Source organism: Hansschlegelia quercus, assembly GCF_004310425.1.
GTDB classification, from domain to species: domain Bacteria; phylum Pseudomonadota; class Alphaproteobacteria; order Rhizobiales; family Methylopilaceae; genus Methylopila; species Methylopila quercus.
Map to the genome: position 1 here is coordinate 1 of NZ_SIUB01000009.1, position 22,687 is coordinate 22,687.

Here is a 22,687-nt window from a genome sequence, read left to right on the forward strand (position 1 = left end):
CAGCCATCGACGAATGCGGGGCGTCGAGCAACATGACGGTCGATGACAAAGCAACGCGCAAGCGGCTGACCGCACGCTTATGGGATAAGGCGTCGTAGCTGTCGCCGGTGTCTGAGCCGGCTGGACGTGTGCAGAAGGCGAGCGACGTGCGATCTCTACGGTGTCCTGACAACGAGCCGGACGCCGTCATGGCGCGATCCATCCAAAGGCGATGCCGCTAATCCTGCGACGCCCGAAGAGATCGGAGTGTGGAAGCGCGCTCGGACTGGAGCGAGGCGAAGGCGCTGCAGCGGCCCCTCCCGAACGACGCGCTATGATCGTCGCGCGGGGCGGCAAGGAAGATGGGGCGGCCGTTCTCCTGCTTTAATGTTGGGAATCGGGCGCCTCGCCGCTTTCTAAAAGGACGTCGTTCGCTTCAGCAACCACCAACGCAAGTAGATATCCAATCATCGCGAGTCTCTCGCGCTGCGCAATGACCCTTAGTTCATCTGCGAGAGATGCAATATATTCGACGAATTCTGACCGACTTGCCACATTTTCTCCTGAGGCGCCGCGTTTCTCCAGGCGCAGAGAAGAGGTTACGAGCGCAGCCCCGAACGATGCTGATTTGGATTAGTGGCATCCGGCATGCCTTCCAGCCGGGATGCCTGAGCCCGCCACTCGGTGTGCGGCCGCGGAACTCGACCAGCGGAGCGAGCAAGTTGTCGGTCTAGACCAGGCGCGCTTTGTTACGCGATCTTTGCTGCGCCTTGCTGCTCGGTCTGATCCTCGATCCAGTTCATGACCATATCCGCCGGTATTGCCTTCCCAAAGAGATAGCCTTGTCCGATCTCACAGCCGGCGCCGCCCAGGCCAGCCATTACGTCCGTGTCCTCGACCCCTTCGGCTGTGGTCGGCAAATGGAGGCTCTTCGCAAGCCCGAGGATCGCGTGAACGATCTTGGCGCTCTCGGGATCCTCGTTCATCGACTGCACGAAGCTGCGGTCGATCTTGATTCTGTCCAAGCTCAACTCTCGCAAATGGCAGAGGCTCGAATATCCCGTGCCGAAGTCATCCAAGGCGACTTTGATCCCGATGCTCCGCAGGGTGAGGAGGATGTCGCGTGCAGTGTCCAGATCGGCCAAGAGCGCGCTCTCAGTGATCTCTATCTCTAGGCGGCGGGGCGAAAAGCCGGTCTCTGACAAAACAGCCAGCAGGCGAGTCGGAAACAAAGCGTCCCTCAGCTCTGACGGGGAGACGTTGAGCGAGAGGGTCAAGTGGTTGGGCCATCGTCTGGCGGCGATGCAGGCGCGCCGTAGCATGTCCGTGGTGAATCGAGACATGAGACCAAGATGCTCGATTGTCGGAATGAAGGTGTCAGGGGAAATCGGTCCGTTCTCGACGTCAGTCCAGCGCGCCAGAATCTCGAACCCGATAACCCGGCCGGTGGCGATCTCAATCAGAGGCTGATAGTACGGCTCAATCGCGCCATCGGTCACCGCTTGGCGCACCGCGCTCTCAAGCCGCGTGCGCGCCTGAAGCTCAGCGTCCATATCGGCTTCGTAGAACCGGAAGGTGCCGCGGCCGGCCGCTTTTGCGCGATACATAGCCATGTCGGCGGCGTGCAGAATTGTTTCAGCGTCATTGCCGTCGCCCGGCCAGAGCGCGATGCCAATGCTGACGCCGACCTCGACCTGGCTCTCGCCCACGACCACCGGATCCGAAATCGCTTTCAGTATGCGCTCGGCAAGGAGGATCGCCTCCTCGCGAAGCTTTTCACCGTTCCCCTGCAAATCGAGGATGATTACAAATTCATCGCCGCCGATCCGAGCCAACGTGTCGTCGGTCAGTAAAGCGCCTTTCAGGCGTGTCGTGATCTCGACCAGCACCATGTCTCCGGCGCTGTGCCCATAGATGTCGTTAACTGGCTTGAACTGATCGAGGTCGAGGAGAAGCACGGCGAAGCTCGCCGAACCGTCAGCGGTCCGCGCGATAGCTTTGTTCAACTCGTCAAAAAGCACGCGGCGGTTGGCTAGGCCTGTCAACATGTCATGACGGGCAAGCGCTTGCGCTCGGAGCTGCGAGGCTTCAGCGGCCCTATGCGCATCTTCGAGCGTAAACGCCGCGGCGCGAAAGACCTCGAATGCCTGTGCGAGCTTGCCAATCTCATCATGGCGGCGACTCTCCGGCATGGCCACATCGCGATCGCCGCCCGCGAGCGCCGAAAGAGCCTCGGTAATAGAGGCAAGGGGCCGCGTGATCTGGCTGCGGATTACCATGAAGAGCGTGCCCTCGAGGACCAGCGCAGCCCCGATGAACAGCCAGAAAATAAGCGCAGATCTGCCGGCGATCACTCGAGCGCGCTCGCCCGCAGCGCTAGCGCCTCGCGTGTTCGCGTCTATGAGAGCGACGATCGCCTGGTCCGCCTGCAGATAGAGCGAACTAGCCTTGCCCTGAAACGCTGCGGAGGCCGCCTTTCGCGCATCAGCCGGGAGAGCGCTCCAAGCGCGATGTTCAGCCTCCCAAGAATCCGCAAGGCGACCGAACGCTTCGAACAATCCTTTTTCTTCAACCGTCTTCGGAAGTTCAGCGTAAGCGGATCGCTGTGCAGCGAGCTCTCGCTCGTGCCTGGCAGTATTGGCGAGCGCAGCGGCGATCTCTGCCTCGCCCGACGCGAGAGCTAGTTGCAGATCATCGGCGCGGATTTTGGAAATTAGGTCCGCGGCCTCGCCAAGCATGCGGGTGCCCGCCACCCATTTCTGGTCAAGCGAATCCGTCAATCGGTTCAGCGAGACCACCCCAAGTAACGCGACCGCGCAAACTCCAAGGAGCAACGCAACCGTAAGCGAGTGGTAGAACGCCAGACGGGTCCGGATGGATAATGACGCCAGCATTGAGGATCGCCTCAGGCTCGGTTTGAGCGCACCGGGTTCATGGGTAAGCCTAAGTGTTAAAGATTCGCGGAATCGCTGTACCGCATGGCGCGGCGCGTTCCCGCTCAGGTGCAGAGTCGTTGGCGCGCGGCGCCAACGCCGGACCGCGGTTCGCATGGCTAGGGGGTCTGTCCTCGTCATCGGCGGTGCTCAGCGCTCTGCGGCGGCGGTGTCGCACTCTCAACCTGACTGCGCATCCGCACTAAGGGTCGACCTGCGGCGACCGCTGGGCGTCGAGATATCGGGGTCCTTGTCTCGGATGCATCGCGGCTCGCTCAAGCGCTTGCTCTTGCCTCGTGCGTCGCGCTCGCCGGCTGCGGAGGGCGCGCGGAGGCGCGCTCCAACCCTCACTCGCCTCCACGCCCGGCACATCGACAGTCGACCTGATGGCGGTGAGGCCCCGGAGTCGACCGTCGAACCTAGTAATGTTGCAGGATACACAACGATCCACTGGGAGACGATCAGGCTGGCGGCTGTGCTCCGGCCCACGCATCAAATAGCCGACCGGCCGGATCAACGCCCCCGACGCTTAAAATCGAGAGCGCCCATCCCAGCATCGAGCTCAACCCGATCCCGTGGGGGGCAAGCGGGTCGTCGGTCCTTTAGCCATCCTCGCGGCGGGTTGCGACTGTGGCGCGTGCGAGACAACGGCTGGCATCATTGAGAAACATTTCGGGTAACAACGGGCGCAGCCTTCTCGCCCAAATCTTTCAAAAACAACCAGTAAAGATCGGAGCGAAAAAGGGGTGGCGGAGACGGAGGGATTCGAACCCTCGAGGCCCGTTTCCAGGCCTGCTCATTTAGCAAACGAGTGCCTTCAGCCTCTCGGCCACGTCTCCGTTGCGGCGAGGGGTACACGGGGGCGTTCGAGCGGTCAACGGCCGGATGAGATTGTTCCGTGGGTTCAGTGCGCGGTGAGCCACTCGCGGGCCGCACGCTGGGCGTCGGCGATCTCGGCGGTCGACATCTCGAGCGACAATTCACGGCGCATGCGGACGGCCTCCGACACGCCTTCGCGGGCGGCGAGGTTGAACCACTTGTGCGCGGCGACGCGGTCGATCGGCGTCGACTTGCCGATGGCGTAGGTCATGCCGAGCTGGAAGTAGACGATCCCAGAACGCACCGCGCCGAGCGCGCCGCATTCAATGGAAGACATGTCGAAGCGAGCCATCGTTACATCCCCTGTCCTCGGCGGCGCTTGTAATCGCCGTGTTGTCCCGCGCCTGACTTTCTCGTCCGGCTGATAGAAGAAGTATCGGGCATGCCTTCTACCAGGCGCTTAAAACTTTACATGAATGCGCTTTAAACAAGATTGAAATGAAAGATGAATTTAGAGAATTGTTGACTTCAAGAGTCTTAGAAAAGGAACCGTCGCGGCGTCGAGAGGCTGCGCTGAAGGAGCTGCAGCCTATACGTTCCATCAACCACGAAGGCTGATCCAAGCGGCGGCTGTTTGGCGTCGTGCGGCGGGCGCCGGCGGTAAGGGCCACGCGCCTGTTCCGGGTCAGGACGAAATTTCTGCGAGCGAAGAACAAACCAAACGGCGCGACGAACGTTTAAATGTGAACGCAAGGTTCCTGTCGCGCCTGCCGTACTTTTAGGGCTCGATATCGCGGACGGAACCGGCAGACATAAGGAAAAACATATGTCCAAGCTCGTGAACGTCACCGCCGCCGCCGCTTTCGCCGCCGGCTTGCTTGCCGCCCCTGTCGCTGCGCTTGCGCAGGCCCCCGCTTCAACGGGCAACGGCGACAACGCGGCGTCGCAGAGGGAGAATTACAAGGTTCGCGATCAACAGGGGGCGAGCTCCGGCGGCGGCAGCTCGGTGACCTCTCCGGCCCCGACTCAGTCGGGGGGGAGCGGCGCGAACGCTGCGGCGCAGGACGAAAACTACAAGGTGCGGGAAGGCCAGAACGCGACCGGCGGATCCGCGACAGGGACCGGCGGAAAGCCTAAGCAGGCGACCGACACCCGCAACTGAGGGCGTCGATGACTAAAAAGCCGCCGGCGATCCGCCGGCGGCTTTTTAGTTTTCAGAGACGCCGGCCCAAAACGACGCCGGCGAGCGTCGCGATCAGAACCATGTTGATCGCTCGTTTCTTGCGGGCGCCGGGCGGAGGCGGCGGCGTAACGACCGCTGCGGACTGAGGAGCGGGTCGTGTCGCGCGGGCCGACGCGATGGCCGAGCCGGCCGCCCCAAGCTCCGCGCGCACCCGGTCGACAATCGGCGTGGGCTGCTTGACCGGACGCTGAGTCCGCGTGCCGATGTAGGCGACGATTATGGCGACGAGCAGGAGCCCGCCGCCGACCGCGGCCGTCGCCCAAAGCGGCCCCCAATAGGGAACGAGGGCGATGATCGCCGCCGCGACCAACGCCCCCGCGCCAAGCAGAGCGACGATCCCGGCGATCGCAAGATAGGTGACGGTGCGCTTGATCTGCGCGATCCGTCGGCCGACGCCGAACGTCGCAAGGCCCACTCCTGAATGCAGGAGCAGCTTCCACATCAGTGGCGGCTCCGGCCGAGAACGCCGATGATGTAGCCGAGGCCGAGCGCGATGAGCACGGAGGTCAGCGGGTTCTGCTCGACGGCGGCGCTGAGGTCGTCGGCCTTCTTCTCCGCGTAATCCCTAGCGTTCTCGGCGGCGGCCGTCGCTCGGTCGACGCCCTGCTGCGCCGCCGCCCGCGCCGCCGTCGCGCTGTCTGACAGCAACGTGGAGACGGTATCCGTCAGACGCGCGATGTCGCCCTTCAGGATCTCGATGTCGGTGTCGACGTTGGACGCGTCGGGCGCGGCCGCGCCGCCGGTAGGGGTATCGGACATCTAGTTCTTCTCCTGGAAGTCTCGTCGAGAGCGTCGGGAAGGGAGCGGTCGTCGCTCTCCCCCTCGCTCGGAAGTCGCACGTGCAAACGCCCTGTCGAGGGCGCCCGTTCCGATGATGTCAGCGTCGGGCGCGCTGGCCGAATAGGATTTTCTGCGCCCCCGGGTCGTTCGCCAAATCTAAGGTAGGCCCCTCGGCCTTCACGGCGAGGCCGCGCTGGACAGCGGGGCGGGCCAGCATGACGTCCAACCAGCGTGCGACATTTGGGAAATCGCTCACATCCTGGCCCTGCTTGTCCCAGAGTTTCGCCCAGCCGACGATCGCGATGTCCGCGATCGAGTAGTCGCCGCAGACGAACTCACGGCCCTCGAGCCGCTTGTCGAGAACGCCGTAGAGCCGGTGCGCCTCGTTGACGTAGCGGTCGATCGCGTAAGGGATCTTTTCCGGCGCATAGTTCCTGAAATGATGGACTTGGCCCAGCATCGGCCCGAAGCCCGCCATCTGCCAGAACAGCCACTCGTCGACCTCAATGCGAGCCCGTTCCGCTGAAGGGTAGAGCTTGCCGGTCTTGCGGCCGAGATACTGCAGGATGGCGCCGGACTCGAAGATCGTGATCGGCGGGCCATCCGGCCCTTCCGGATCGAGGATCGCGGGCATCTTGTTGTTGGGCGAGATTGCGAGGAATTCGGGCTTGAACTGGTCCCCGGCGCCGATGTTCACCGCGCGGACTTCATAAGGAAGGCCGCATTCCTCCAGCATGATCGTGATTTTCCAGCCGTTCGGCGTGGGCCAGTAGAAGAGCTCGATCGACTGGTTTGGAGCCTCGGCCATTATTCGTCCTCGCTTCGTCTTGCGAGGCCGAAGCTAAACGAGTCATGCGCGCAGACAAGGCGCCCGCGTCAGCGTGGCCGTTCCGCGAAGCCTTTGAAGAGGATGGGGCCGGTCGGCTTGCCAGTGGGCGATCCGCCCGTTGGTTCGAGAGTGATCTCGTAAAGCTGCTTTGGCTTGGGCGAAGGCAGGTTCGCATGCTCCAGGCGCGCGCCGCCTTCGCCTTCGAGCAGGCCAAGGGACACGGGGCCGGTCGCAGCATCGGGCAAGGTCCAGACCTGCATGACGCGGTCGGCGGCGGCCTGAACGTCGGTGATCGGAGCGACATAGGCCGAGCCGTCCGCGAACACTTCGACAATCGCGCCGGGCTGGTTGTCGGCGCGCAGCAGCACCGCGATCACCTGCGGGCGCTGCCGACCGGCTTCGAGCGCGACGCCGAGCCACACGGCGAGCGCAGCGCTCGCCGCCGCGCCGGCAAGGGCGGCCCCGCGCAGCGTCGCGAGATCCGCCCAAAGGCGCGACAGCAATAGCGGCTTCGTCTTCCGGACCTCCGCCCGCGAAGCGGCGCGCTCCAGTCCGCCCTCGATCCGCGACCAGAGATCGGGGGAGGGGACGAGCGGCGCCGCCGCGGCGTCGATCTCGAGCAGGCGCACGCGCCATTCCGCGACGGCGGCGGCGAGCGCTTGATCCCGCGCCATGCGCGCCTCCATCGCTTGCTGTTCTTCAGGCGCCAGAAGCGAAAAGGCGTATTCGGCGGCGGCGGCGTCGGTCTCGCTCACGACATGCACTCCCTCAGCGAGAGGAGCGAGCGGCGGATCCAGGCTTTCACAGTGCCGAGCGGAGCGTTGAGCCGCCCGGCGATCTCGCCATGGGTGAGCCCTGTGACGTAGGCGAGGAGAATGGCGTTGCGCCGCGTCGGGTCGAGCCGTTCGAGGCAGCGGCGCAGCGCGCTCGTTTCGCCAAGCCGGTCGTAGGCGGCAGCGGCTTCAGCGTCGCGCGCGGCGAAGCTTTCGAGTTCGGCATCATCGACAGGCGTGTGCCGATCGTCGCGGAGCTGGTTCAGCGCGCGGTTGCGGACGATCGCGAACACCCAGGCCCGCCCGGAGCCAAGCGCCGGGTCGTAAGTCGATGCGGACCGCCAGATCCGGACGAAGGCGTCTTGAAGCACTTCCTCGGCGACCTCGCGTCGCCGGACGATGCGGGTGGCGACGGCCAGCAGGACGGGGGTCTCGCTGTCATAGATCACTTTGAGCGCCGAACGATCGCCGCGCGCGCAGGAGGCGAGCGCAACAGCAATGTCGTCGCGACCGGCCGCGGGGAGCTGCGTCATGGGTTCGGTTTGGTCCTTCGGCGCGCGAACCATCCCATACCCCGGCCAGGCTCCATTGGATGCAACCGTCTCCCGAGGGCGATCAACTAATTGGGATCAGCCTGAGCGCATCCGGATCGGCATCCGCCGGGTAATGGCGGCGCGTCGGCTGGATCGGCGCTTGTTCTGACAGGAGAAACGCCATGAACGCCACGACCCGCCCCACCTTGCGCGCGCTGACGGCCGCCGGCGCGCTTGGCGTCGCCACTCTCGGTTTGGCCGCTTCCGCGAAAGCAGACAGCCTCCTCGCGCTCGCGGGCGGCAAGTCCCTCCACATGATCGATCCCGGCACGCTCAAGGTGACCGACAAGGTCGAGGTTTCCGGCGCCTCCGACTTGGTCGGCATCGATGTGCGTCCCATGGACGGGATGCTCTATGGGGTCACGGCCAGCGGCGACATCGTCACGATCGACGCCAGAACCGGCGCGGCGACGAAGAAGTCCGCATTGTCCGAAAAGCTGCCTATGGGCGCCAAGGTCACTGTCGACTTCAACCCCATGGCCGACCGCCTGCGCATTATGACCGACGGCGGCATGAGCCTTCGCGTCAATGTCGATGACGGCAAGGCGACGGTCGATGGCTCGCATAAATATGCCGAGACCGACATGCACAAGGGCGAGACGCCCAACGTGGTCGCCGGCGCCTACACCAATTCGCTGAACGGCAAGAAGGCCGAGAAGACCGAGCTGTTCAACATCGACGCCACGATCCCGGCGCTGGTGAAGCAGGCCCCGCCGAACGACGGCGTGCTCTCGGCCATCGGCAAGATCGGGATGAAGCCATCCGGGTCGGTGGCCTTCGAGATCGCAGCCGCCGCAGACGGCTCGAACGCCGCCTGGCTGCTGACGTCAGGCGCGCTCTACTCGGTCGATCTCAAGACCGGGGCGACCACGAAAACCGGCGAGATCTCCGGTCTTGCTGACGTCATCGACATCGCTTGGTGGCCGTCCGCCTCCTGACCAGTGTCCCAGAGCTCCGCGGCTGTTCTATCGAGCTGCGGAGCCGGGGTTCCTCTGGAATGGGCCCATTCCACGCGCAAAGCTGCTAATGAGCCGTCCCTAGAGGCTCAATAGGATAGCGCGCGGCCAAGGCATGCTCGACAAGCTCGACTTTCTTCTGGCGCTCGCCCAGGAACGGCATTTCGGCAGAGCCGCCGAGGCGTGCGGCGTCACGCAGCCCACGCTCTCGGCGGGCGTCAAGCAGCTCGAGGACACGCTTGGCGTTCGGCTCGTGGAGCGCGGCTCCCGCTTCCATGGCTTCACGGCCGAAGGCGAGCGCACGCTCGAATGGGCGCGCCGCATCGTCGGCGACGCTCGCGCCATGCGCCAGGATATCGACGCGCTGAAGCGGGGCGTCGTCGGGCATCTGAGGATCGCCGTCATTCCCACCGCGCTGCCGATGGTGGCGCAGCTCACCACGCCATATCGCGCGCGGCATCCCGACGTGCGCTTCACGATCCTCAGCCGTACGTCGGTCGAGATCGGCGCGGCGCTCGACAATCTCGAGATCGACGCCGGCATCACCTATCTCGACAACGAGCCGCTCGGCCGCGTCTCCGCGGTTCCGATCTGGCGTGAGGGCTATCGCCTGTTCACCGCCACTGACGGCGTCTTCGGCGATCGCGATCAGGTGACGTGGCGGGACGTCGGGCGCCTGCCGCTCGCGCTGCTGACGCCGGACATGCAGAACCGACGGATCGTCGAGGGTCTGCTCCGCGATTCCGGAGCGGCGCCCGCTCCAACCCTTCAGTCCGACTCGACGGTGGTGCTGTTCGCGCATGTGCGAACCGGCGCCTGGGCCAGCGTGATGCCTCAGACTTTCGTCGAAACTATGGGTCTGCCGCCGAACATACGGTCGATCCCGATCGTTGATCCGGAAGTCGTGCACACCGTCGGGCTGGTCGTTCCCCATCGCGATCCGATGACGCCGGCGACGAAGGTGCTGGCGGCGGAGGCAAAAGCGCTCGCGGCGCGGCTCGATCCGACGGTCCGACTTGGTGAGAGCGACTGATCGGCAAATCAGCCTTGGCGATAGGATTTATCTATCGCCCAACGGTATACCAGCATTGATACCGAGGTAAGAAAGACCCACTGTCTAGGATAAGAAAAAATATAGTCTGGAGGATACGCGGCGCTATGACGATCGGCCAATCTGCCGCACATGGAGCGGCGCGAGGGCGCTACGAAGCTTGGACGCCTGCGCGCGGCACGGAGATCATCGCGGACCACCTTGCTCTGGAAGGTCCGGCACTTCCGATCATGCACGCGATGCAGGAGGCTTTCGGCTACGTCCCGCAGGACGCGGTCCCGCTGATCGCTGACGCGCTCAATCTCTCGCGCGCCGAGGTGCACGGGACGATGACGTTTTATCATGATTTTCGGCATGAGCCGGCGGGCAAGCATGTCGTGAAGGTTTGCGTGGCTGAAGCCTGCCAGGCGGCCGGCGGACACGCGACCTCCGCCAAGATTTCCGAAGCGCTGAATTGCGGCTATGGCGACACGAGGCCGGACGGGCAGGTGACGCTCGAGCCGATCTACTGCCTCGGCCTGTGCGCATGCGCGCCCTCCGCCATGGTCGACGGCCGCCTGATGGGCCGGCTCGACGATGAAGCGATCGAAGAGATCGCCGCCGAGGTGCGCCAGTGACCGCCCGCATCTACGTTCCCGGCGACGCCGGCGCCGTCGCGCTCGGCGCCGACAAGGTCGCCAAGGCCTTCGCCGACGCCTTTGCGCGTCGCGGGCTCGACATTCAGATCGTCCGCAACGGCTCGCGTGGCATGTTCTGGCTGGAGCCCCTGGTCGAGGTGGTGACGCCTTTCGGCCGTCGCGTCGGTTATGGCCCGGTCAAGCCGAGCGATGTCGAGACGCTGCTCGACGGCGGAATGCTCGACGGGCAGGGCGGTCCTTTAAGCCTGGGCAACGTCGAGAAAATTCCATTTTTCGCCAAGCAGGAGCGCTTCACCTTCAAGCGCGTCGGCCTGACCGACCCTGTCTCGCTTGACGATTACCTCGCTTATGGCGGCTACAAGGGCCTGCAGCGCGCGATCGAGCTCGGCGGGCCGTCGACCGTCGAGGAGGTCTTCCAGTCCGGGCTGCGCGGTCGTGGCGGCGCGGGCTTCCCGACCGGGATCAAGTGGCGCACGGTCGCCGCGACCCCGCCGCAGCAGAAGTACATCGTCTGCAACGCCGATGAGGGCGACAGCGGCACCTTCGCCGACCGCATGATCATGGAAGGCGACCCCTTCCAGCTCATCGAGGGCATGACGATCGCCGGTCTCGCCGTCGGCGCGACCAAGGGCTACGTCTACTGCCGCTCGGAATATCCGCACGCGATCGCCGCGATGAACAAGGCGGTCCTGGCGGCTCGCAAAGCCGGTTATCTCGGCTCGCGGGTGGCCGGCTCGGATTATGATTTCGACATGGAGATCAGGCAGGGCGCCGGCGCCTATGTCTGCGGCGAGGAGACCTCGCTGCTTGAGAGCCTCGAGGGGCGTCGCGGACTTGTCCGCGCCAAGCCGCCGCTGCCGGCCCACAAGGGCCTGTTCGGCAGGCCGACGGTGATCAACAACGTCATCTCGCTCGCCTCCGTGCCTTTTATTCTAGCCGAGGGCGCGAAGGCCTACGCAGATGTCGGCTTCGGCCGCTCGCGGGGCACGATGCCGATCCAGCTCGCCGGCAACGTGAAGTATGGCGGGCTTTACGAGATCGCGTTCGGCGTAACGCTCGGCGAGTTGGTCGACGACGTCGGCGGCGGCACCTTCACGGGTCGCCCGGTGAAGGCCGTTCAGGTCGGTGGTCCGCTCGGGGCTTATTTCCCGACGGGGCTGTTCGACACGCCGTTCGATTACGAAGAATTCGCCAAGCGTGACGGCCTGATCGGCCACGGCGGCATCGTCGTGTTCGACGACACCGCCGAGATGGCGAAGATGGCGCGCTTCGCGATGGAGTTCTGCGCCGTCGAAAGTTGCGGCAAGTGCACGCCCTGCCGCATCGGCTCCACCCGCGGGGTCGAAACTCTGGACAAGGTCATCGCAGGCGTCGACCGCGAGCGTAATCTCGCGATCGTCGAGGACCTTTGTCATACGATGAAGCTCGGTTCGCTGTGCGCGCTCGGAGGCTTCACGCCCTATCCCGTCATGAGCGCGCTCACCCATTTCCCCGAAGACTTCGGACGCGGTTCGCCGCTGTCCATAGCTGCGGAGTGAGGAAGAACCCATGTCACTGATCCACGAGATCGACTACGGCACGCCCCTCTCCAAGGCCGAGAAGATGGTCACGCTGACCATCGACGGCGAAAGGATCACCGTGCCCGAAGGCACGTCGATCATGCGGGCCGCGATGGACGCCGGGAACGCGATCCCCAAGCTCTGCGCGACGGACTCGGTCGAGGCCTACGGCTCCTGCCGCCTGTGCCTGATCGAGATCGAAGGCCGCAACGGCACGCCGGCCTCCTGCACCACGCCGGTCCAGGAAGGCATCGTCGTCAAGACGCAGACCCCGCGGCTGAAGCAGCTCCGCAAGGGCGTGATGGAGCTCTACATCTCCGATCACCCGCTCGACTGCCTGACCTGCTCGGCGAACGGCGACTGCGAGTTGCAGGAGCAGGCCGGCGTCGTCGGCCTCCGCGAGGTCCGCTACGGCTACGAGGGCGACAACCACATCGTCTCCAAGAAGGACGAGTCGAACCCGTACTTCACCTACGATCCGTCGAAGTGCATCGTCTGTTCGCGCTGCGTGCGGGCCTGCGAGGAGGTGCAGGGCACCTTCGCGCTGACGATCTCCGGCCGCGGCTTCGAGAGCCGCGTCTCTCCGGGCATGAACGAGGCCTTCATCACCTCCGAATGCGTCTCGTGCGGCGCCTGCGTGCAGGCCTGTCCGACGGCGACGCTGATGGAGAAGTCGGTCATCGACATCGGCACGCCCGAGCACTCGAAGGTCACCACTTGCGCCTATTGCGGCGTCGGCTGCACCTTCAAGGCGGAGATGCGCGGCGACGAGCTCGTCCGCATGGTCCCCTACAAGGACGGCAAGGCGAACCACGGCCATTCCTGCGTGAAGGGCCGCTTCGCCTATGGCTACGCCCAGCACCGCGACCGCATTCTCAAGCCGATGATCCGCGCCAAGATCACCGATCCGTGGCGTGAGGTCTCGTGGGAGGAGGCGATCGAATACACCGCCTCCGAGTTCAAGCGGATCCAGGCCAAGCACGGCCGGTCGTCGATCGGCGGCATCACCTCGTCGCGCTGCACGAACGAAGAGACCTACCTCGTCCAGAAGCTGGTTCGCGCCGGGTTCGGCAACAACAACGTCGACACCTGCGCCCGCGTCTGCCACTCGCCGACCGGCTATGGCCTGAAGACCACCTTCGGCACCTCGGCCGGCACACAGGACTTCGACTCCGTCGACTATTCAGACGTGATCTTCGTGATCGGCGCGAACCCGACCGATGGTCACCCGGTCTTCGGCAGCCGCATGAAGAAGCGTCTGCGCCAGGGCGCCCGGCTGATCGTCGCCGACCCCCGCCGCATCGATCTGGTGAAGAGCCCGCACATCCGCGCGGATCATCACCTGCCGCTGAAGCCCGGCACCAACGTCGCGCTGGTGACGGCGCTCGCCCATGTCATCGTCACCGAGGACCTTGTCGATCACGCCTTCGTTCGCGAGCGCGCTTACCTCGACACCTTCAACGACTGGGCGGCGTTCGTCGCCGAGGAGCGTCATTCTCCGGAGGCGACCGAACTCGTCACCGGCGTGCCGGCGAACCTCGTGCGCGAAGCCGCGCGGCTCTACGCGACCGGCGGCAACGCGGCGATCTATTACGGCCTCGGCGTCACCGAGCACAGCCAGGGTTCGACGACCGTCATGGCGATCGCGAACCTCGCCATGGCGACCGGCAATATCGGTCGTGAGGGCGTCGGCGTGAACCCGCTCCGCGGCCAGAACAACGTCCAGGGCTCGTGCGACATGGGCTCGTTCCCGCACGAGTACCCGGGCTACCGCCACGTCAGCCAGGACGACACGCGCGAACTGTTCGAGAAGCTCTGGGGCGTGCCGCTCGATCCGGAGCCCGGCCTGCGCATCCCGAACATGCTCGACGCGGCCGTCGACGGCACCTTCCTTGGCCTCTACGTCCAGGGCGAGGACATCGCGCAGTCCGACCCCGACGCCAAGCACGTCATCGGCGGCCTGAAGGCGATGGAATGCGTCGTCGTGCAGGACCTGTTCCTGAACGAGACGGCGAACTACGCCCACATCTTCCTGCCGGGCTGCTCCTTCCTCGAGAAGGACGGCACCTTTACCAACGCCGAGCGCCGCATCCAGCGCATCCGCAAGGTGATGGCGCCGAAGAACGGCTACGCGGATTGGGAGGTCACGCTGATGATCGCCAAGGCCATGGGCTACGAGATGGACTACAACCATCCCTCGGAGATCATGGACGAGATCGCCGGCGCGACGCCGAGCTTCTCCGGCGTCTCCTTCGCCAAGCTCGAGACGCTCGGCTCCATCCAGTGGCCGTGCAACGAGGAAGCGCCGGAAGGCACGCCGACGATGCATATCGGCGAGTTCGTCCGCGGCAAGGGCAACTTTGTCATCACCGAATATGTCGGCACTGACGAAAAGGTCGGCCCGCGCTTCCCGCTGCTGCTCACCACGGGTCGCATCCTCAGCCAGTACAATGTCGGCGCGCAGACCCGCCGCACGGAGAACTCGCGCTGGCATGAGGAGGATCGTCTGGAGATCCACCCGATCGATGCCGAGGACCGCGGCGTTCGTGACGGCGACTGGGTGATGCTCAGAAGCCGGGCCGGCGAGACCAGCCTTCGCGCGCTGATCACCGACCGCGTGGCGCCGGGCGTCGTCTACACGACGTTCCACCACCCGAACACGCAGGCCAACGTCATCACCACGGACTTCTCGGACTGGGCGACCAACTGTCCGGAGTACAAGGTGACGGCGGTGCAGATCTCGCCCTCCAACGGGCCGAGCGCCTGGCAGGAGGAGTACGAGGAGCATTCGCAGCTCAGCCGCCGCATCACGGCGGAAGCGGCGGAGTAATCCTCGGAAAAGGCCAAAAACGTCATCCCGGACCGCGCGCACGCGCCGGTCCGGGATCTCATTAGAACGAAGCGCCTTTCGGGCGCGCGATCCCTGCTCTCCGCTGACGCTCGGGCGGGACAGCGCCAAAAAGATCCCATGACCGACCTGCCGCCCGCCATCGTCCGCACGCCCCGCGCCGTCTGGCGCGACGGCGAACTGCGCGAGACGTCGGAGCGAGCGACGCCGGCTGAGACCGCGATCGCCATCGTCTATGACGGCGGAACGGAAGCCGTGATGATGGCGAGCCCGGCCGACGTCGAGGATTTCGCGGTAGGCTTCAGCCTCACCGAGGGAACGGTCGCGTCCGTGGACGAGATCGAGAGTCTCGAGATCGTCGATCACGGTCTTGGTCTCGAAGCGCGGATGTGGCTCGCCAAGGGCAGAGCGGAACGGCTCGGCCGCCGGCGCCGCAACATCGCCGGCCCGACCGGCTGCGGGATTTGCGGCATCGACAGCCTTGAGCAAGCTGTGAAGCCCGCCTGCCAAGTGACGTCAGATGCGACGTTTTCAGCAGCCGACATTCACGAGGCGCTTGATGCGCTCTCCCGTGCGCAAACGTTGAATTTCGCGACCCGCGCGGTGCATGGCGCTGGCTTCTATCGGCCAAGACAAGGGCTGGTTGCGGCGCGCGAGGATGTTGGCCGCCACAACGCCCTCGACAAGCTCGCGGGCGCTCTGGCCAGGGCCGGCGAAAATCCTGAGGACGGCTTCGTCGTCCTGACGAGCCGGGTCTCCGTCGAGATGATTCAGAAGGCCGCCGTGATCGGCGTCGGACTCGTTGTCGCCGTGTCCGCGCCGACCGCGCTCGGCGTGCGCATGGCGGAGGAGGCGGGGATCACGCTCGCCGCCATCGCCCGGTCGGACGGCTTCGAAGTCTTCACTCACCATCGACGTATTATCGCCGCCGAGCCGGAGAAGCTCGCGGCCGGAGGAACCGCACCATGAGCGCACAACAGGGCAGCGCGGAAGTCGTCGAATCCTTGGGCGAACACCAGGAAGACCATCCGCACAAGTCGACGCTCGATCGCCTGATCTACATGGGCAACCAGATTGGCTGGTTCTTCAAGAGCCAGCCCGAGGAGAAGGTCGTCCCCGGCATCCTCGACCACATTCAGCACTTCTGGGATCCGCGCATGCGGAGCGAGATTTTCCGGCATCTCGACAATGGAGGCGCTGGTCTCGAACCGCCGGTGCTGGAAGCGCTGACGATCCTGAAGCAGGCGGCCGAGGGGAAGCGCCCGACGCGCGGGGAAGCCGAGAAGGTGCCCACGGACCAGCCCCGCACTGGCGAGGCCGCGCAAGATCACGACGGCCCGACCAAGGACAAGCACGGCCCGATTCCGACGCCGCGCGACGCTTGAGTTCGGCTCCAGGCTGCCAAAGCCTCGATCCGGCGCTATCTCAACGGCGGTCGAGGTTTTCTCCGGACCGTCATGAGCTCTCCATTCGCAGGTAAGCTGTTTTCCGTCGCGCGGTGGACGCCGTCATGGCGTCTGCCGGAGTTCGGCACGCTGGTGGCGTTCCTGCTGTTCTCGGGCCTCGCCTTCGGGTTCATCCGCATCGCGAGCGAGATGAAGGAGGGCGAGACCCGCGGCTTTGACGAGACCATTCTGCTCGCCTTCCGCGACCCTGCGAACCGGGCCTCCCCGCTCGGGCCGGGCTGGCTCGAAGGCTCGATGATCGACGTCACGTCGCTCGGCAGCGTGACGGTGCTGACGCTGATCAGCTCGCTTGTCATCACCTATCTGCTGGTCACCGCGCGCTTCGCGAACGCTGCTCTCGTCGCGGCCTCCGTCGTCGGCGGCGCCCTTCTGACCCGTGCGATGAAGTTCAGCTTCGCGCGCCCGCGGCCCGATCTCGTCGACCATCTCGTGCCGGTGAATTCGCTGAGCTTCCCGAGCGGACACGCCATGGCGTCCGCGGTCACCTATCTCACGCTCGGCGTGCTGCTCGCCCGGACGGAGCGGCGCTTCCGCGTCCGCGCGTTCATCTTCGCCGTCGCTGTGGCCCTGACGCTGGTGATCGGGATAAGCCGCGTCTATCTCGGCGTGCATTATCCAACGGACGTGCTGGCGGGGTGGAGCCTCGGCGCGGCCTGGGCGCTGCTCTGCTGGACGGCGGCGCGCCTGTTCAAGCCCAGCGACAACGCGACCGATCAGAACTGAGGCGGCGCGATAGCCTCCTTGCGGCCGGGTGGGGTCGCGACGCCGGCTGCGTATGCTAGGGAAGCGCCCTCGGCAAGACGGCGCGCCATGAACCTCGGCATCATCTTCAAGCTCTGCTCAGCCTTCCTGTTCACGGTGATGGCGGCGCTGATCCGCGCCGTGGGCGACGCGGCGCCGACCTCCGAAATCGTGTTCGCGCGCTCCTTCTTCGCGCTCGCGCCCATTATCGCCTGGCTCGTCTGGCGAGGCGGGCTGCGGCGCGCGATCGCGACCGACCGGCCGTTCGGCCATCTGCTGAGAAGCGTGATCGGCATCTCCGCCATGTTCTGCATGTTCGCGGCGCTTGGCCATCTGCCGCTCGCCGACGCGACCGCGCTCGGCTACGCCTCGCCGCTGTTCATCGTGCTGTTCGCGGCGATTGCGCTGGGGGAGCGCGTCGATGGCGCACGCTGGGCGGCCGTCGCCGTCGGTTTCGGCGGCGTCATCGTCATGCTGTGGCCGAACCTCGTGTCGGGCTCGCTGGCCGCGGCGCTTCACGGTGAGCAGATGGAAGCGACCTCGGTCGGCGCGTTCTACGCGCTGGCCGGCGCGGTGCTGGTGGCCGGCGCGATGGTCCAGATCCGGCGGCTGACGAAGACGGAGGGCACCGGTGCCATCGTCTTCTATTTCACGGTCTGGTCCACCATGCTCGCGCTTTGCGTGGCGCCTTTCGCAGGCTGGGCGCTTCCCGACGGACCGACGGCGATCCTGCTCGTGCTGATCGGCTGCGTCGGCGGGGTCGCGCAGATCCTGCTCACGGAGAGCTACCGCCACGCCGACGCCTCGCTGATCGCTCCTTTCGAATATTCCACGATCCTGTGGGCGCTTGGGATCGGCGCATTGGCGTTTGGCGACGTGCCGACCGGCTGGACGCTGATCGGCGGCGTGATCGTGATCGCCTCCAGCGCTGCCGTCGCGCTCAACGAGCGCCGCCTCGGGCTGAAGCGCGCCCGGCTGGCCAAGGCCGCTCCTCAGACGCCGATCGGCTGAACCTCCTCCGCCCCTTGGACGAATTCGTGCGAGCGGCTAAGGAGAAGCATGGCCGCGCCCATCGCACTCACCATCGCAGGCTCTGATTCCTCGGGCGGCGCCGGCATCCAGGCCGACCTCAAGACGTTCTCGGCGCTTGGCGTCTATGGCGCCTCGGTCATCGTCGCCCTGACCGCCCAAAACACCCGCGGCGTCACCGGCATTCACGACGTGCCGCCGGACTTCATCGCAGCCCAGATCGATTCGGTGATGTCTGATCTCGCCGTTAAGGCGATCAAGATTGGCATGGTCTCGCAGGCCGCCTCGATCGCGGCGATCGCGGCGGGTCTCGATCGCCATCGGGCGCGGACGATCGTGCTTGATCCGGTGATGGTGGCGGCTTCCGGTGCGCGCCTTCTTTCGGAGAGCGCAACCGAGGCGCTGATCTCGCAGCTTCTGCCGCGCGCGACGCTGATCACGCCGAACCTGCCCGAGGCCGCGGCTCTGCTCGGCCTCGACGAGGCGCGTAGCGTCGAGGAAATGGAGGCGCAGGGCTGGGCGCTGCAGGTGCTCGGCGCGCGCTCCGTGCTCATCAAGGGCGGCCACGGCGACGGGCCGGACGCCGTCGATGTTTTGATCGACGCCGAAGGCTCGACCTTGCGGCTGGCGTCGCCGCGGCGGTTCACGCGCAATACGCACGGCACCGGCTGCACCCTGTCCTCGGCGATCGCCGCGGGGCTCGCCAAGGGCCTGCACCTGACTCAGGCGGTGCGCGAGGCCAAAGCCTACGTCACCGAGGCTATCGACGCCGCGGGTCAACTCGACATCGGCCAGGGACACGGGCCGGTTCACCATTTCGTCCGGTGGTGGGGCGGGAAGGCGGACACGCGCGGTGCGCTTGCGCCGACCTCGGCCGGCTCCTAGGGTCCGTCCGGTACGCCGGACAATCGTTCGGCGCAGCAAACGGCGGCGAGACGAATGGCTGGACGCGGCAGGGCCGAGATCGAGAACGGAGCGCAGGTCGTCTCCGGGCAGCTCGGTAAGACCATCCAGCGGCTGCGCAAAGCGTACAATCTCTCGCTGTCCGAACTCGCCGAGCAGTCCGGCGTCGCGAAATCGATCATTAGCCAGATCGAGCGCAACGAAACCAACCCGACGCTCGCCACCATCTGGCGGCTCAGCCAGGCGCTCGACGTGTCGATCGAGCGGGTGCTGGCCTCCGCCGACGAGGAGCCGTTCGTCGAGAAGCTCGCGCGGCGCGACACGCCCTACATCGTTTCCGACGACGGCAAGATGCGTCTCTCGATCATCGGCTGGATCAAGACCGTCGAATGGCTGCAATGGTACGACGTCTCCGCCGAACCCGGCGGCTCGCTTGAATCCGAAGGCCACCAACGCGGCGCGCTGGAGTGCCTCTCGGTTCTCGCCGGCGAGGCCGAGGTGGATGTCGCGGGGATCATCGAGACCGCCAAGGCCGGCGAGACGCTGCGCTACCGCTGCGACCGCCCGCACACGATCCGCGCCATCGGCGCCGAAAACCTGCACGCCACGATGGTGTGCATCATGAAAGCCGCGGTGATGGACTGAGACGCTCTCCGGGCCGGAGCCCGGAGAGCGCTGATCAGCAGCGATCAGGCGGAAACGGCGGCCCGCTTCGGGGTGACGGCGTTGACGAGCAACGCGACCACGATGTTCAGCGCGAGCGCGATCAGGCCGATATAGACCGTCGTGCCGGTCGGCCCGCCGAACGGCAGCGCCTGAAGCGGCTTGAGGCCGTTCGCCCAAGACATCCAGGTGCCGCCGATGAAGCCGACCAGCCAGCCCGCAAGCAGGCCCGGCGCGCGGAACCAGTTGGTGTAGAGGCCGAACACCAGCGCCGGAAGCGTCTGGAGGATCCAGATGCCGCCGAGCAGCTGAAGGTCGAGCGCGAACTGCGTCGGCATGTAGAGGATGACGAGCAGGGCGCCGACTTTCACCACAAGCGAGGTGATCTTCGCGACCGAGGCTTCGCCTGCGGGCGTCACGCTCGGGTTCACGTAGGCCTTCCAGAAGTTGCGGGTGAAGAGGTTGGCGGCGCCGATCGACATGACCGCCGCCGGCACAAGAGCGCCGATGCCGATGGCGGCGAAGGCGAAGCCGGCGAACCAGCCCGGGAACAACGTGCTGAACAGCGCCGGCACGACGTCGTTGTTGTTCGCGAGCTTCAGGCCCGCGGCGTGGCCCATATAGCCGAGCATGGCGATGAGGCCGAGCAGCAGCGTATAAGCCGGCAGCAGGACTGCGTTCTTGCGGATGGTGTCGCCGCTGTTGGCGGCGAAGATGCCGGTCAGCGTGTGCGGGTACATGAAGGCCGCGAGCGCCGAACCGAGCGCGAGCGTGGCGTAGGCCACGACCTGATTGCCGCCGAGCGTGAGACCGCCCTTGCCGGCGGCGGCGAAGTCGTTTTGCGCCGCCCCGAATACCGCTCCGTAGCCGCCAAGCTTCATCGGCACGATGATCACCGCCACGATCACCACGATGTAGATCATGATGTCCTTGACGAAGGCGATGAGCGCCGGGGCCCGGAGACCCGAGGAATAGGTGTAGAGCGCGAGGATCAGGAAGGCGATCGTCAGCGGGAAGTTGTGGATCGGGCCAACCGACATGCCGGACAGGCCGAGCGCCTTGATCACGGCCTCCATGCCGATGAGCTGGAGCGCGATGTACGGCATGGTCGCGACGACGCCGGTGATCGCCACCACGAGTTCGAGCGCGCGGGAATCATACTTCCCATGGACCACGTCGGCGGCGGTCACGTAGCCCATGTCCTTCGCGCGCTGCCAGAGCTTGGGCATGACGAGGAAGACGAACGGGTAGACGATGATGGTGTAGGGCAGGGCGAAGAAGCCGTAGGCGCCGACCGCGTAGACCAGCGCCGGCACCGCGATCACGGTGTAGGCGGTGTAGAAGTCGCCTCCGACCAGAAACCAGGTGATCCAGGTGCCGAAATTGCGGCCGCCGAGGCCCCACTCGTCGATATGAGCGAGGGTCTCCGGCTTGCGCCACCTGGCGGCGATGAAGCCCATCACCGTCACAAGCCCGAAGAAGAACACGCAGACGGCGATCGCGGAATAGTCGATCTGAGGCGCCCACACGGCGGGCGCGGCTGCGGCGTCAGGCGTCATCGCGCACGCTCCTGTAGGCGAACCAGGTCAGCAGCGCTGTGATCGGCACGAAGGCGAGCTGATACCAGTAGAAGAACGGGAAGCCGAACAGCCGCGGCTCGAGGAAGTTGTAGAACGGGACCCAGAGCAGCCCGATGTAGGGGATGAGCAGAAGCCACAAGGCTATCCGCGATTTGCGCCGGTCCATGGCCGGATCTCCCTGACGATTGGAATTGAACGCGGCCTGCGCCGCTTGGGCCTAGACGAGGTCGAAGCCGGACTTGTAGTGAGCCGCGCGCCCCTCGACGCCTTCGCTGTAATCGAAAACGTGCTGCTGCTGTTCGCCGAGACCGGAGATGCCGAGCCGCATGACGTCGCCGGCCTTCAGATAGACCGGCGGGCTCTTGCCCATGCCGACGCCTGGCGGGGTCCCCGTCGTGATCACGTCGCCGGGATCAAGCGCCATGAAGGTCGAGATGTAGCTGAGGAGATAGGGGATCTTGAAGATCATCGTCGACGTGCCGCCGTCCTGCATCCGGCGGCCGTTCACGTCGAGATACATGTCCAGCGCGCCGAGGTCACCGGCTTCGTCGAGGGTCACGAGCCAGGGCCCAAGCGGACCAAAGGTCGGCGCGCTCTTGCCCTTCATCCACTGGCCGGAACGCTCCGTCTGAAAGGCGCGCTCGGAGACGTCGTTGCAGATGCACACCCCGGCGATGTAGCGGAGCGCGTCTTCTTCCGCGACATGATGGGCGCGCTCTCCGACGACGAAGGCGAGCTCGACCTCCCAGTCCGTACGCTGCTGGCCGAGCGGCAGGATGACGTCGTCATTCGGGCCGACGATGCAGTTCACCGCCTTGTTGAAGAGGATAGGCTCCTTTGGAATCCGAAGGCCGGTCTCGGCGGCGTGGTCGGCGTAGTTCAGGCCGACGCCGATGAATGAGCCGACCGAGCCGACACAGGGGCCGAGGCGCGCTTCGGCCGGGGCCAGCGGCAGGCTCGACGGATCGGCGGCCTTGATCCGGGAGAGGCCCTCGGCGCTCAGCGCCCGGCCGGCGATGTCCGGCACGACGTCGCTTAGATCCCGGATGGACCCTTGCGCGTCGATCAGACCCGGACGCTCTGCGCCAGCTTCGCCGAAACGCACCAGCTTCATGGACGTCTCCTTATTGTTATTTGCATTGGTATTTTTGTTTCCCTGCACCCTTTTACCCGGCCTGACGGCTGCGCCAAGCACGCGATGCATCCCCTCGACGAAAGACTTTGGAGCGTCGCTAAAAGTGCGGCGTCGGCGCCACGCTTGAGGCGAAAATGTGGCCAAGCGTGCGAAATCGATTGTCAATGCC

21 protein-coding genes, 1 tRNA gene and 1 pseudogene are annotated in these 22,687 nt (G+C 65.5%); 12 read left to right on the top strand and 11 right to left on the bottom strand.

From position 1 onward, the window contains the following. Positions 1 to 728: 728 nt before the first annotated feature. The 3 genes from EYR15_RS14880 to EYR15_RS14890 all read right to left on the bottom strand — a co-directional run bounded on the left by EYR15_RS14880 (position 729) and on the right by EYR15_RS14890 (position 4,083). Positions 729 to 2,873, bottom strand: coding sequence for a putative bifunctional diguanylate cyclase/phosphodiesterase (locus tag EYR15_RS14880; protein ID WP_165455516.1), 2,145 nt, complete (start codon positions 2,871 to 2,873; stop codon positions 729 to 731). Positions 2,874 to 3,659: 786 nt separating this feature from the next. Beyond that, positions 3,660 to 3,751 (bottom strand) — tRNA-Ser (locus tag EYR15_RS14885). A 65-nt stretch (positions 3,752 to 3,816) separates the two neighbouring features. Continuing rightward, entirely contained in the window at positions 3,817 to 4,083 is a 267-nt protein-coding gene (locus EYR15_RS14890; RefSeq protein WP_131004366.1) for an SEL1-like repeat protein, read from the bottom strand. A 474-nt stretch (positions 4,084 to 4,557) separates the two neighbouring features. Here EYR15_RS14890 and EYR15_RS14895 point away from each other — a divergent pair, with 474 nt between their 5' ends. Next, entirely contained in the window at positions 4,558 to 4,893 is a 336-nt protein-coding gene (locus tag EYR15_RS14895) for a hypothetical protein (RefSeq protein WP_131004367.1), read from the top strand. A gap of 52 nt (positions 4,894 to 4,945) precedes the next feature. On the opposite strand, the gene EYR15_RS14900 is transcribed toward EYR15_RS14895, so the two are convergent. The 5 genes from EYR15_RS14900 to EYR15_RS14920 form a co-directional block, all read right to left on the bottom strand. Then, entirely contained in the window at positions 4,946 to 5,416 is a 471-nt protein-coding gene (locus EYR15_RS14900; RefSeq protein WP_131004368.1) for a phage holin family protein, read from the bottom strand. Continuing rightward, positions 5,416 to 5,733: an ElaB/YgaM/YqjD family protein gene (locus tag EYR15_RS14905; RefSeq protein ID WP_131004369.1), complete on the bottom strand. Its 318-nt coding sequence runs from the start codon at positions 5,731 to 5,733 to the stop codon at positions 5,416 to 5,418. The genes EYR15_RS14900 and EYR15_RS14905 overlap by 1 nt, the downstream gene beginning before the upstream one ends. Before the next feature lie 118 nt (positions 5,734 to 5,851). Then, positions 5,852 to 6,562 (bottom strand): glutathione S-transferase family protein, encoded by a 711-nt coding sequence (locus tag EYR15_RS14910; protein WP_131004370.1) that lies wholly within the window; start codon positions 6,560 to 6,562, stop codon positions 5,852 to 5,854. Between the two features lie 68 nt (positions 6,563 to 6,630). Next, positions 6,631 to 7,338 (bottom strand): anti-sigma factor, encoded by a 708-nt coding sequence (locus tag EYR15_RS14915; protein WP_245498342.1) that lies wholly within the window; start codon positions 7,336 to 7,338, stop codon positions 6,631 to 6,633. Continuing rightward, positions 7,335 to 7,889 (bottom strand): sigma-70 family RNA polymerase sigma factor, encoded by a 555-nt coding sequence (locus EYR15_RS14920; protein WP_131004371.1) that lies wholly within the window; start codon positions 7,887 to 7,889, stop codon positions 7,335 to 7,337. The genes EYR15_RS14915 and EYR15_RS14920 overlap by 4 nt, the downstream gene beginning before the upstream one ends. Positions 7,890 to 8,071: 182 nt before the next feature. On the opposite strand from EYR15_RS14920, the gene EYR15_RS14925 reads away from it, so the two are divergent. The 11 genes and pseudogenes from EYR15_RS14925 (at position 8,072) to EYR15_RS14975 (ending at position 19,785) form a co-directional block, all read left to right on the top strand. Continuing rightward, the gene (locus EYR15_RS14925; RefSeq protein ID WP_131004372.1) at positions 8,072 to 8,887 is read left to right on the top strand and encodes a DUF4394 domain-containing protein; all 816 of its coding nucleotides are present in this window, start codon (positions 8,072 to 8,074) and stop codon (positions 8,885 to 8,887) included. Positions 8,888 to 9,020: 133 nt separating this feature from the next. Continuing rightward, positions 9,021 to 9,938, top strand: a complete 918-nt coding sequence (locus tag EYR15_RS14930) for a LysR family transcriptional regulator (protein ID WP_131004373.1) — start codon at positions 9,021 to 9,023, stop codon at positions 9,936 to 9,938. 125 nt (positions 9,939 to 10,063) lie between these two features. Then, complete coding sequence (locus EYR15_RS14935; protein ID WP_131004374.1) at positions 10,064 to 10,573, top strand: formate dehydrogenase subunit gamma; 510 nt, start codon at positions 10,064 to 10,066, stop codon at positions 10,571 to 10,573. Further along, positions 10,570 to 12,132: a formate dehydrogenase beta subunit gene (locus tag EYR15_RS14940; RefSeq protein WP_131004375.1), complete on the top strand. Its 1,563-nt coding sequence runs from the start codon at positions 10,570 to 10,572 to the stop codon at positions 12,130 to 12,132. The genes EYR15_RS14935 and EYR15_RS14940 overlap by 4 nt, the downstream gene beginning before the upstream one ends. Positions 12,133 to 12,142: 10 nt before the next feature. Next, positions 12,143 to 14,983, top strand: coding sequence for a formate dehydrogenase subunit alpha (fdhF, locus tag EYR15_RS14945; RefSeq protein ID WP_131004376.1), 2,841 nt, complete (start codon positions 12,143 to 12,145; stop codon positions 14,981 to 14,983). 138 nt (positions 14,984 to 15,121) lie between these two features. Further along, complete coding sequence (gene fdhD / locus EYR15_RS14950) at positions 15,122 to 15,970, top strand: formate dehydrogenase accessory sulfurtransferase FdhD (protein WP_131004377.1); 849 nt, start codon at positions 15,122 to 15,124, stop codon at positions 15,968 to 15,970. Positions 15,971 to 16,062: 92 nt separating this feature from the next. Beyond that, positions 16,063 to 16,248, top strand: a pseudogene (locus EYR15_RS17220) (formate dehydrogenase subunit delta); the annotation flags it as partial. 210 nt (positions 16,249 to 16,458) lie between these two features. Continuing rightward, entirely contained in the window at positions 16,459 to 17,190 is a 732-nt protein-coding gene (locus EYR15_RS14960) for a phosphatase PAP2 family protein (protein ID WP_131004379.1), read from the top strand. 87 nt (positions 17,191 to 17,277) lie between these two features. Beyond that, a complete protein-coding gene (locus tag EYR15_RS14965) occupies positions 17,278 to 18,219 on the top strand; it encodes a DMT family transporter (protein ID WP_131004380.1) in 942 nt (313 codons plus the stop codon). Positions 18,220 to 18,267: 48 nt separating this feature from the next. Further along, positions 18,268 to 19,122: a bifunctional hydroxymethylpyrimidine kinase/phosphomethylpyrimidine kinase gene (gene thiD / locus EYR15_RS14970; RefSeq protein ID WP_131004381.1), complete on the top strand. Its 855-nt coding sequence runs from the start codon at positions 18,268 to 18,270 to the stop codon at positions 19,120 to 19,122. A gap of 54 nt (positions 19,123 to 19,176) precedes the next feature. Further along, positions 19,177 to 19,785 (top strand): helix-turn-helix domain-containing protein, encoded by a 609-nt coding sequence (locus tag EYR15_RS14975; protein ID WP_131004382.1) that lies wholly within the window; start codon positions 19,177 to 19,179, stop codon positions 19,783 to 19,785. Between the two features lie 44 nt (positions 19,786 to 19,829). Here EYR15_RS14975 and mctP read toward each other — a convergent pair whose 3' ends face one another. Genes mctP through EYR15_RS14990 form a run of 3 tightly spaced genes read right to left on the bottom strand, consistent with a single transcriptional unit; the run spans position 19,830 to position 22,497 of the window. Further along, the gene (mctP, locus tag EYR15_RS14980; RefSeq protein WP_131004383.1) at positions 19,830 to 21,362 is read right to left on the bottom strand and encodes a monocarboxylate uptake permease MctP; all 1,533 of its coding nucleotides are present in this window, start codon (positions 21,360 to 21,362) and stop codon (positions 19,830 to 19,832) included. Beyond that, the gene (locus tag EYR15_RS14985; RefSeq protein ID WP_131004384.1) at positions 21,352 to 21,549 is read right to left on the bottom strand and encodes a DUF3311 domain-containing protein; all 198 of its coding nucleotides are present in this window, start codon (positions 21,547 to 21,549) and stop codon (positions 21,352 to 21,354) included. Before EYR15_RS14985 ends, mctP begins: the two co-directional genes overlap by 11 nt. A gap of 51 nt (positions 21,550 to 21,600) precedes the next feature. Continuing rightward, entirely contained in the window at positions 21,601 to 22,497 is an 897-nt protein-coding gene (locus EYR15_RS14990) for a fumarylacetoacetate hydrolase family protein (RefSeq protein ID WP_131004385.1), read from the bottom strand. Between the last annotated feature and the right edge of the window lie 190 nt (positions 22,498 to 22,687).

Bases quoted from the DNA above. Each gene is read 5' to 3' on its own strand.
- EYR15_RS14880 (WP_165455516.1), bottom strand. From the start codon at position 2,873: ATGCTGGCGTCATTATCCATCCGGACCCGTCTGGCGTTCTACCACTCG.
- EYR15_RS14890 (WP_131004366.1), bottom strand. From the start codon at position 4,083: ATGGCTCGCTTCGACATGTCTTCCATTGAATGCGGCGCGCTCGGCGCG.
- EYR15_RS14895 (WP_131004367.1), top strand. From the start codon at position 4,558: ATGTCCAAGCTCGTGAACGTCACCGCCGCCGCCGCTTTCGCCGCCGGC.
- EYR15_RS14900 (WP_131004368.1), bottom strand. From the start codon at position 5,416: ATGTGGAAGCTGCTCCTGCATTCAGGAGTGGGCCTTGCGACGTTCGGC.
- EYR15_RS14905 (WP_131004369.1), bottom strand. From the start codon at position 5,733: ATGTCCGATACCCCTACCGGCGGCGCGGCCGCGCCCGACGCGTCCAAC.
- EYR15_RS14910 (WP_131004370.1), bottom strand. From the start codon at position 6,562: ATGGCCGAGGCTCCAAACCAGTCGATCGAGCTCTTCTACTGGCCCACG.
- EYR15_RS14920 (WP_131004371.1), bottom strand. From the start codon at position 7,889: ATGACGCAGCTCCCCGCGGCCGGTCGCGACGACATTGCTGTTGCGCTC.
- EYR15_RS14925 (WP_131004372.1), top strand. From the start codon at position 8,072: ATGAACGCCACGACCCGCCCCACCTTGCGCGCGCTGACGGCCGCCGGC.
- EYR15_RS14930 (WP_131004373.1), top strand. From the start codon at position 9,021: ATGCTCGACAAGCTCGACTTTCTTCTGGCGCTCGCCCAGGAACGGCAT.
- EYR15_RS14935 (WP_131004374.1), top strand. From the start codon at position 10,064: ATGACGATCGGCCAATCTGCCGCACATGGAGCGGCGCGAGGGCGCTAC.
- fdhF (WP_131004376.1), top strand. From the start codon at position 12,143: ATGTCACTGATCCACGAGATCGACTACGGCACGCCCCTCTCCAAGGCC.
- fdhD (WP_131004377.1), top strand. From the start codon at position 15,122: ATGACCGACCTGCCGCCCGCCATCGTCCGCACGCCCCGCGCCGTCTGG.
- EYR15_RS14960 (WP_131004379.1), top strand. From the start codon at position 16,459: ATGAGCTCTCCATTCGCAGGTAAGCTGTTTTCCGTCGCGCGGTGGACG.
- EYR15_RS14965 (WP_131004380.1), top strand. From the start codon at position 17,278: ATGAACCTCGGCATCATCTTCAAGCTCTGCTCAGCCTTCCTGTTCACG.
- thiD (WP_131004381.1), top strand. From the start codon at position 18,268: ATGGCCGCGCCCATCGCACTCACCATCGCAGGCTCTGATTCCTCGGGC.
- EYR15_RS14975 (WP_131004382.1), top strand. From the start codon at position 19,177: ATGGCTGGACGCGGCAGGGCCGAGATCGAGAACGGAGCGCAGGTCGTC.
- mctP (WP_131004383.1), bottom strand. From the start codon at position 21,362: ATGACGCCTGACGCCGCAGCCGCGCCCGCCGTGTGGGCGCCTCAGATC.
- EYR15_RS14985 (WP_131004384.1), bottom strand. From the start codon at position 21,549: ATGGACCGGCGCAAATCGCGGATAGCCTTGTGGCTTCTGCTCATCCCC.
- EYR15_RS14990 (WP_131004385.1), bottom strand. From the start codon at position 22,497: ATGAAGCTGGTGCGTTTCGGCGAAGCTGGCGCAGAGCGTCCGGGTCTG.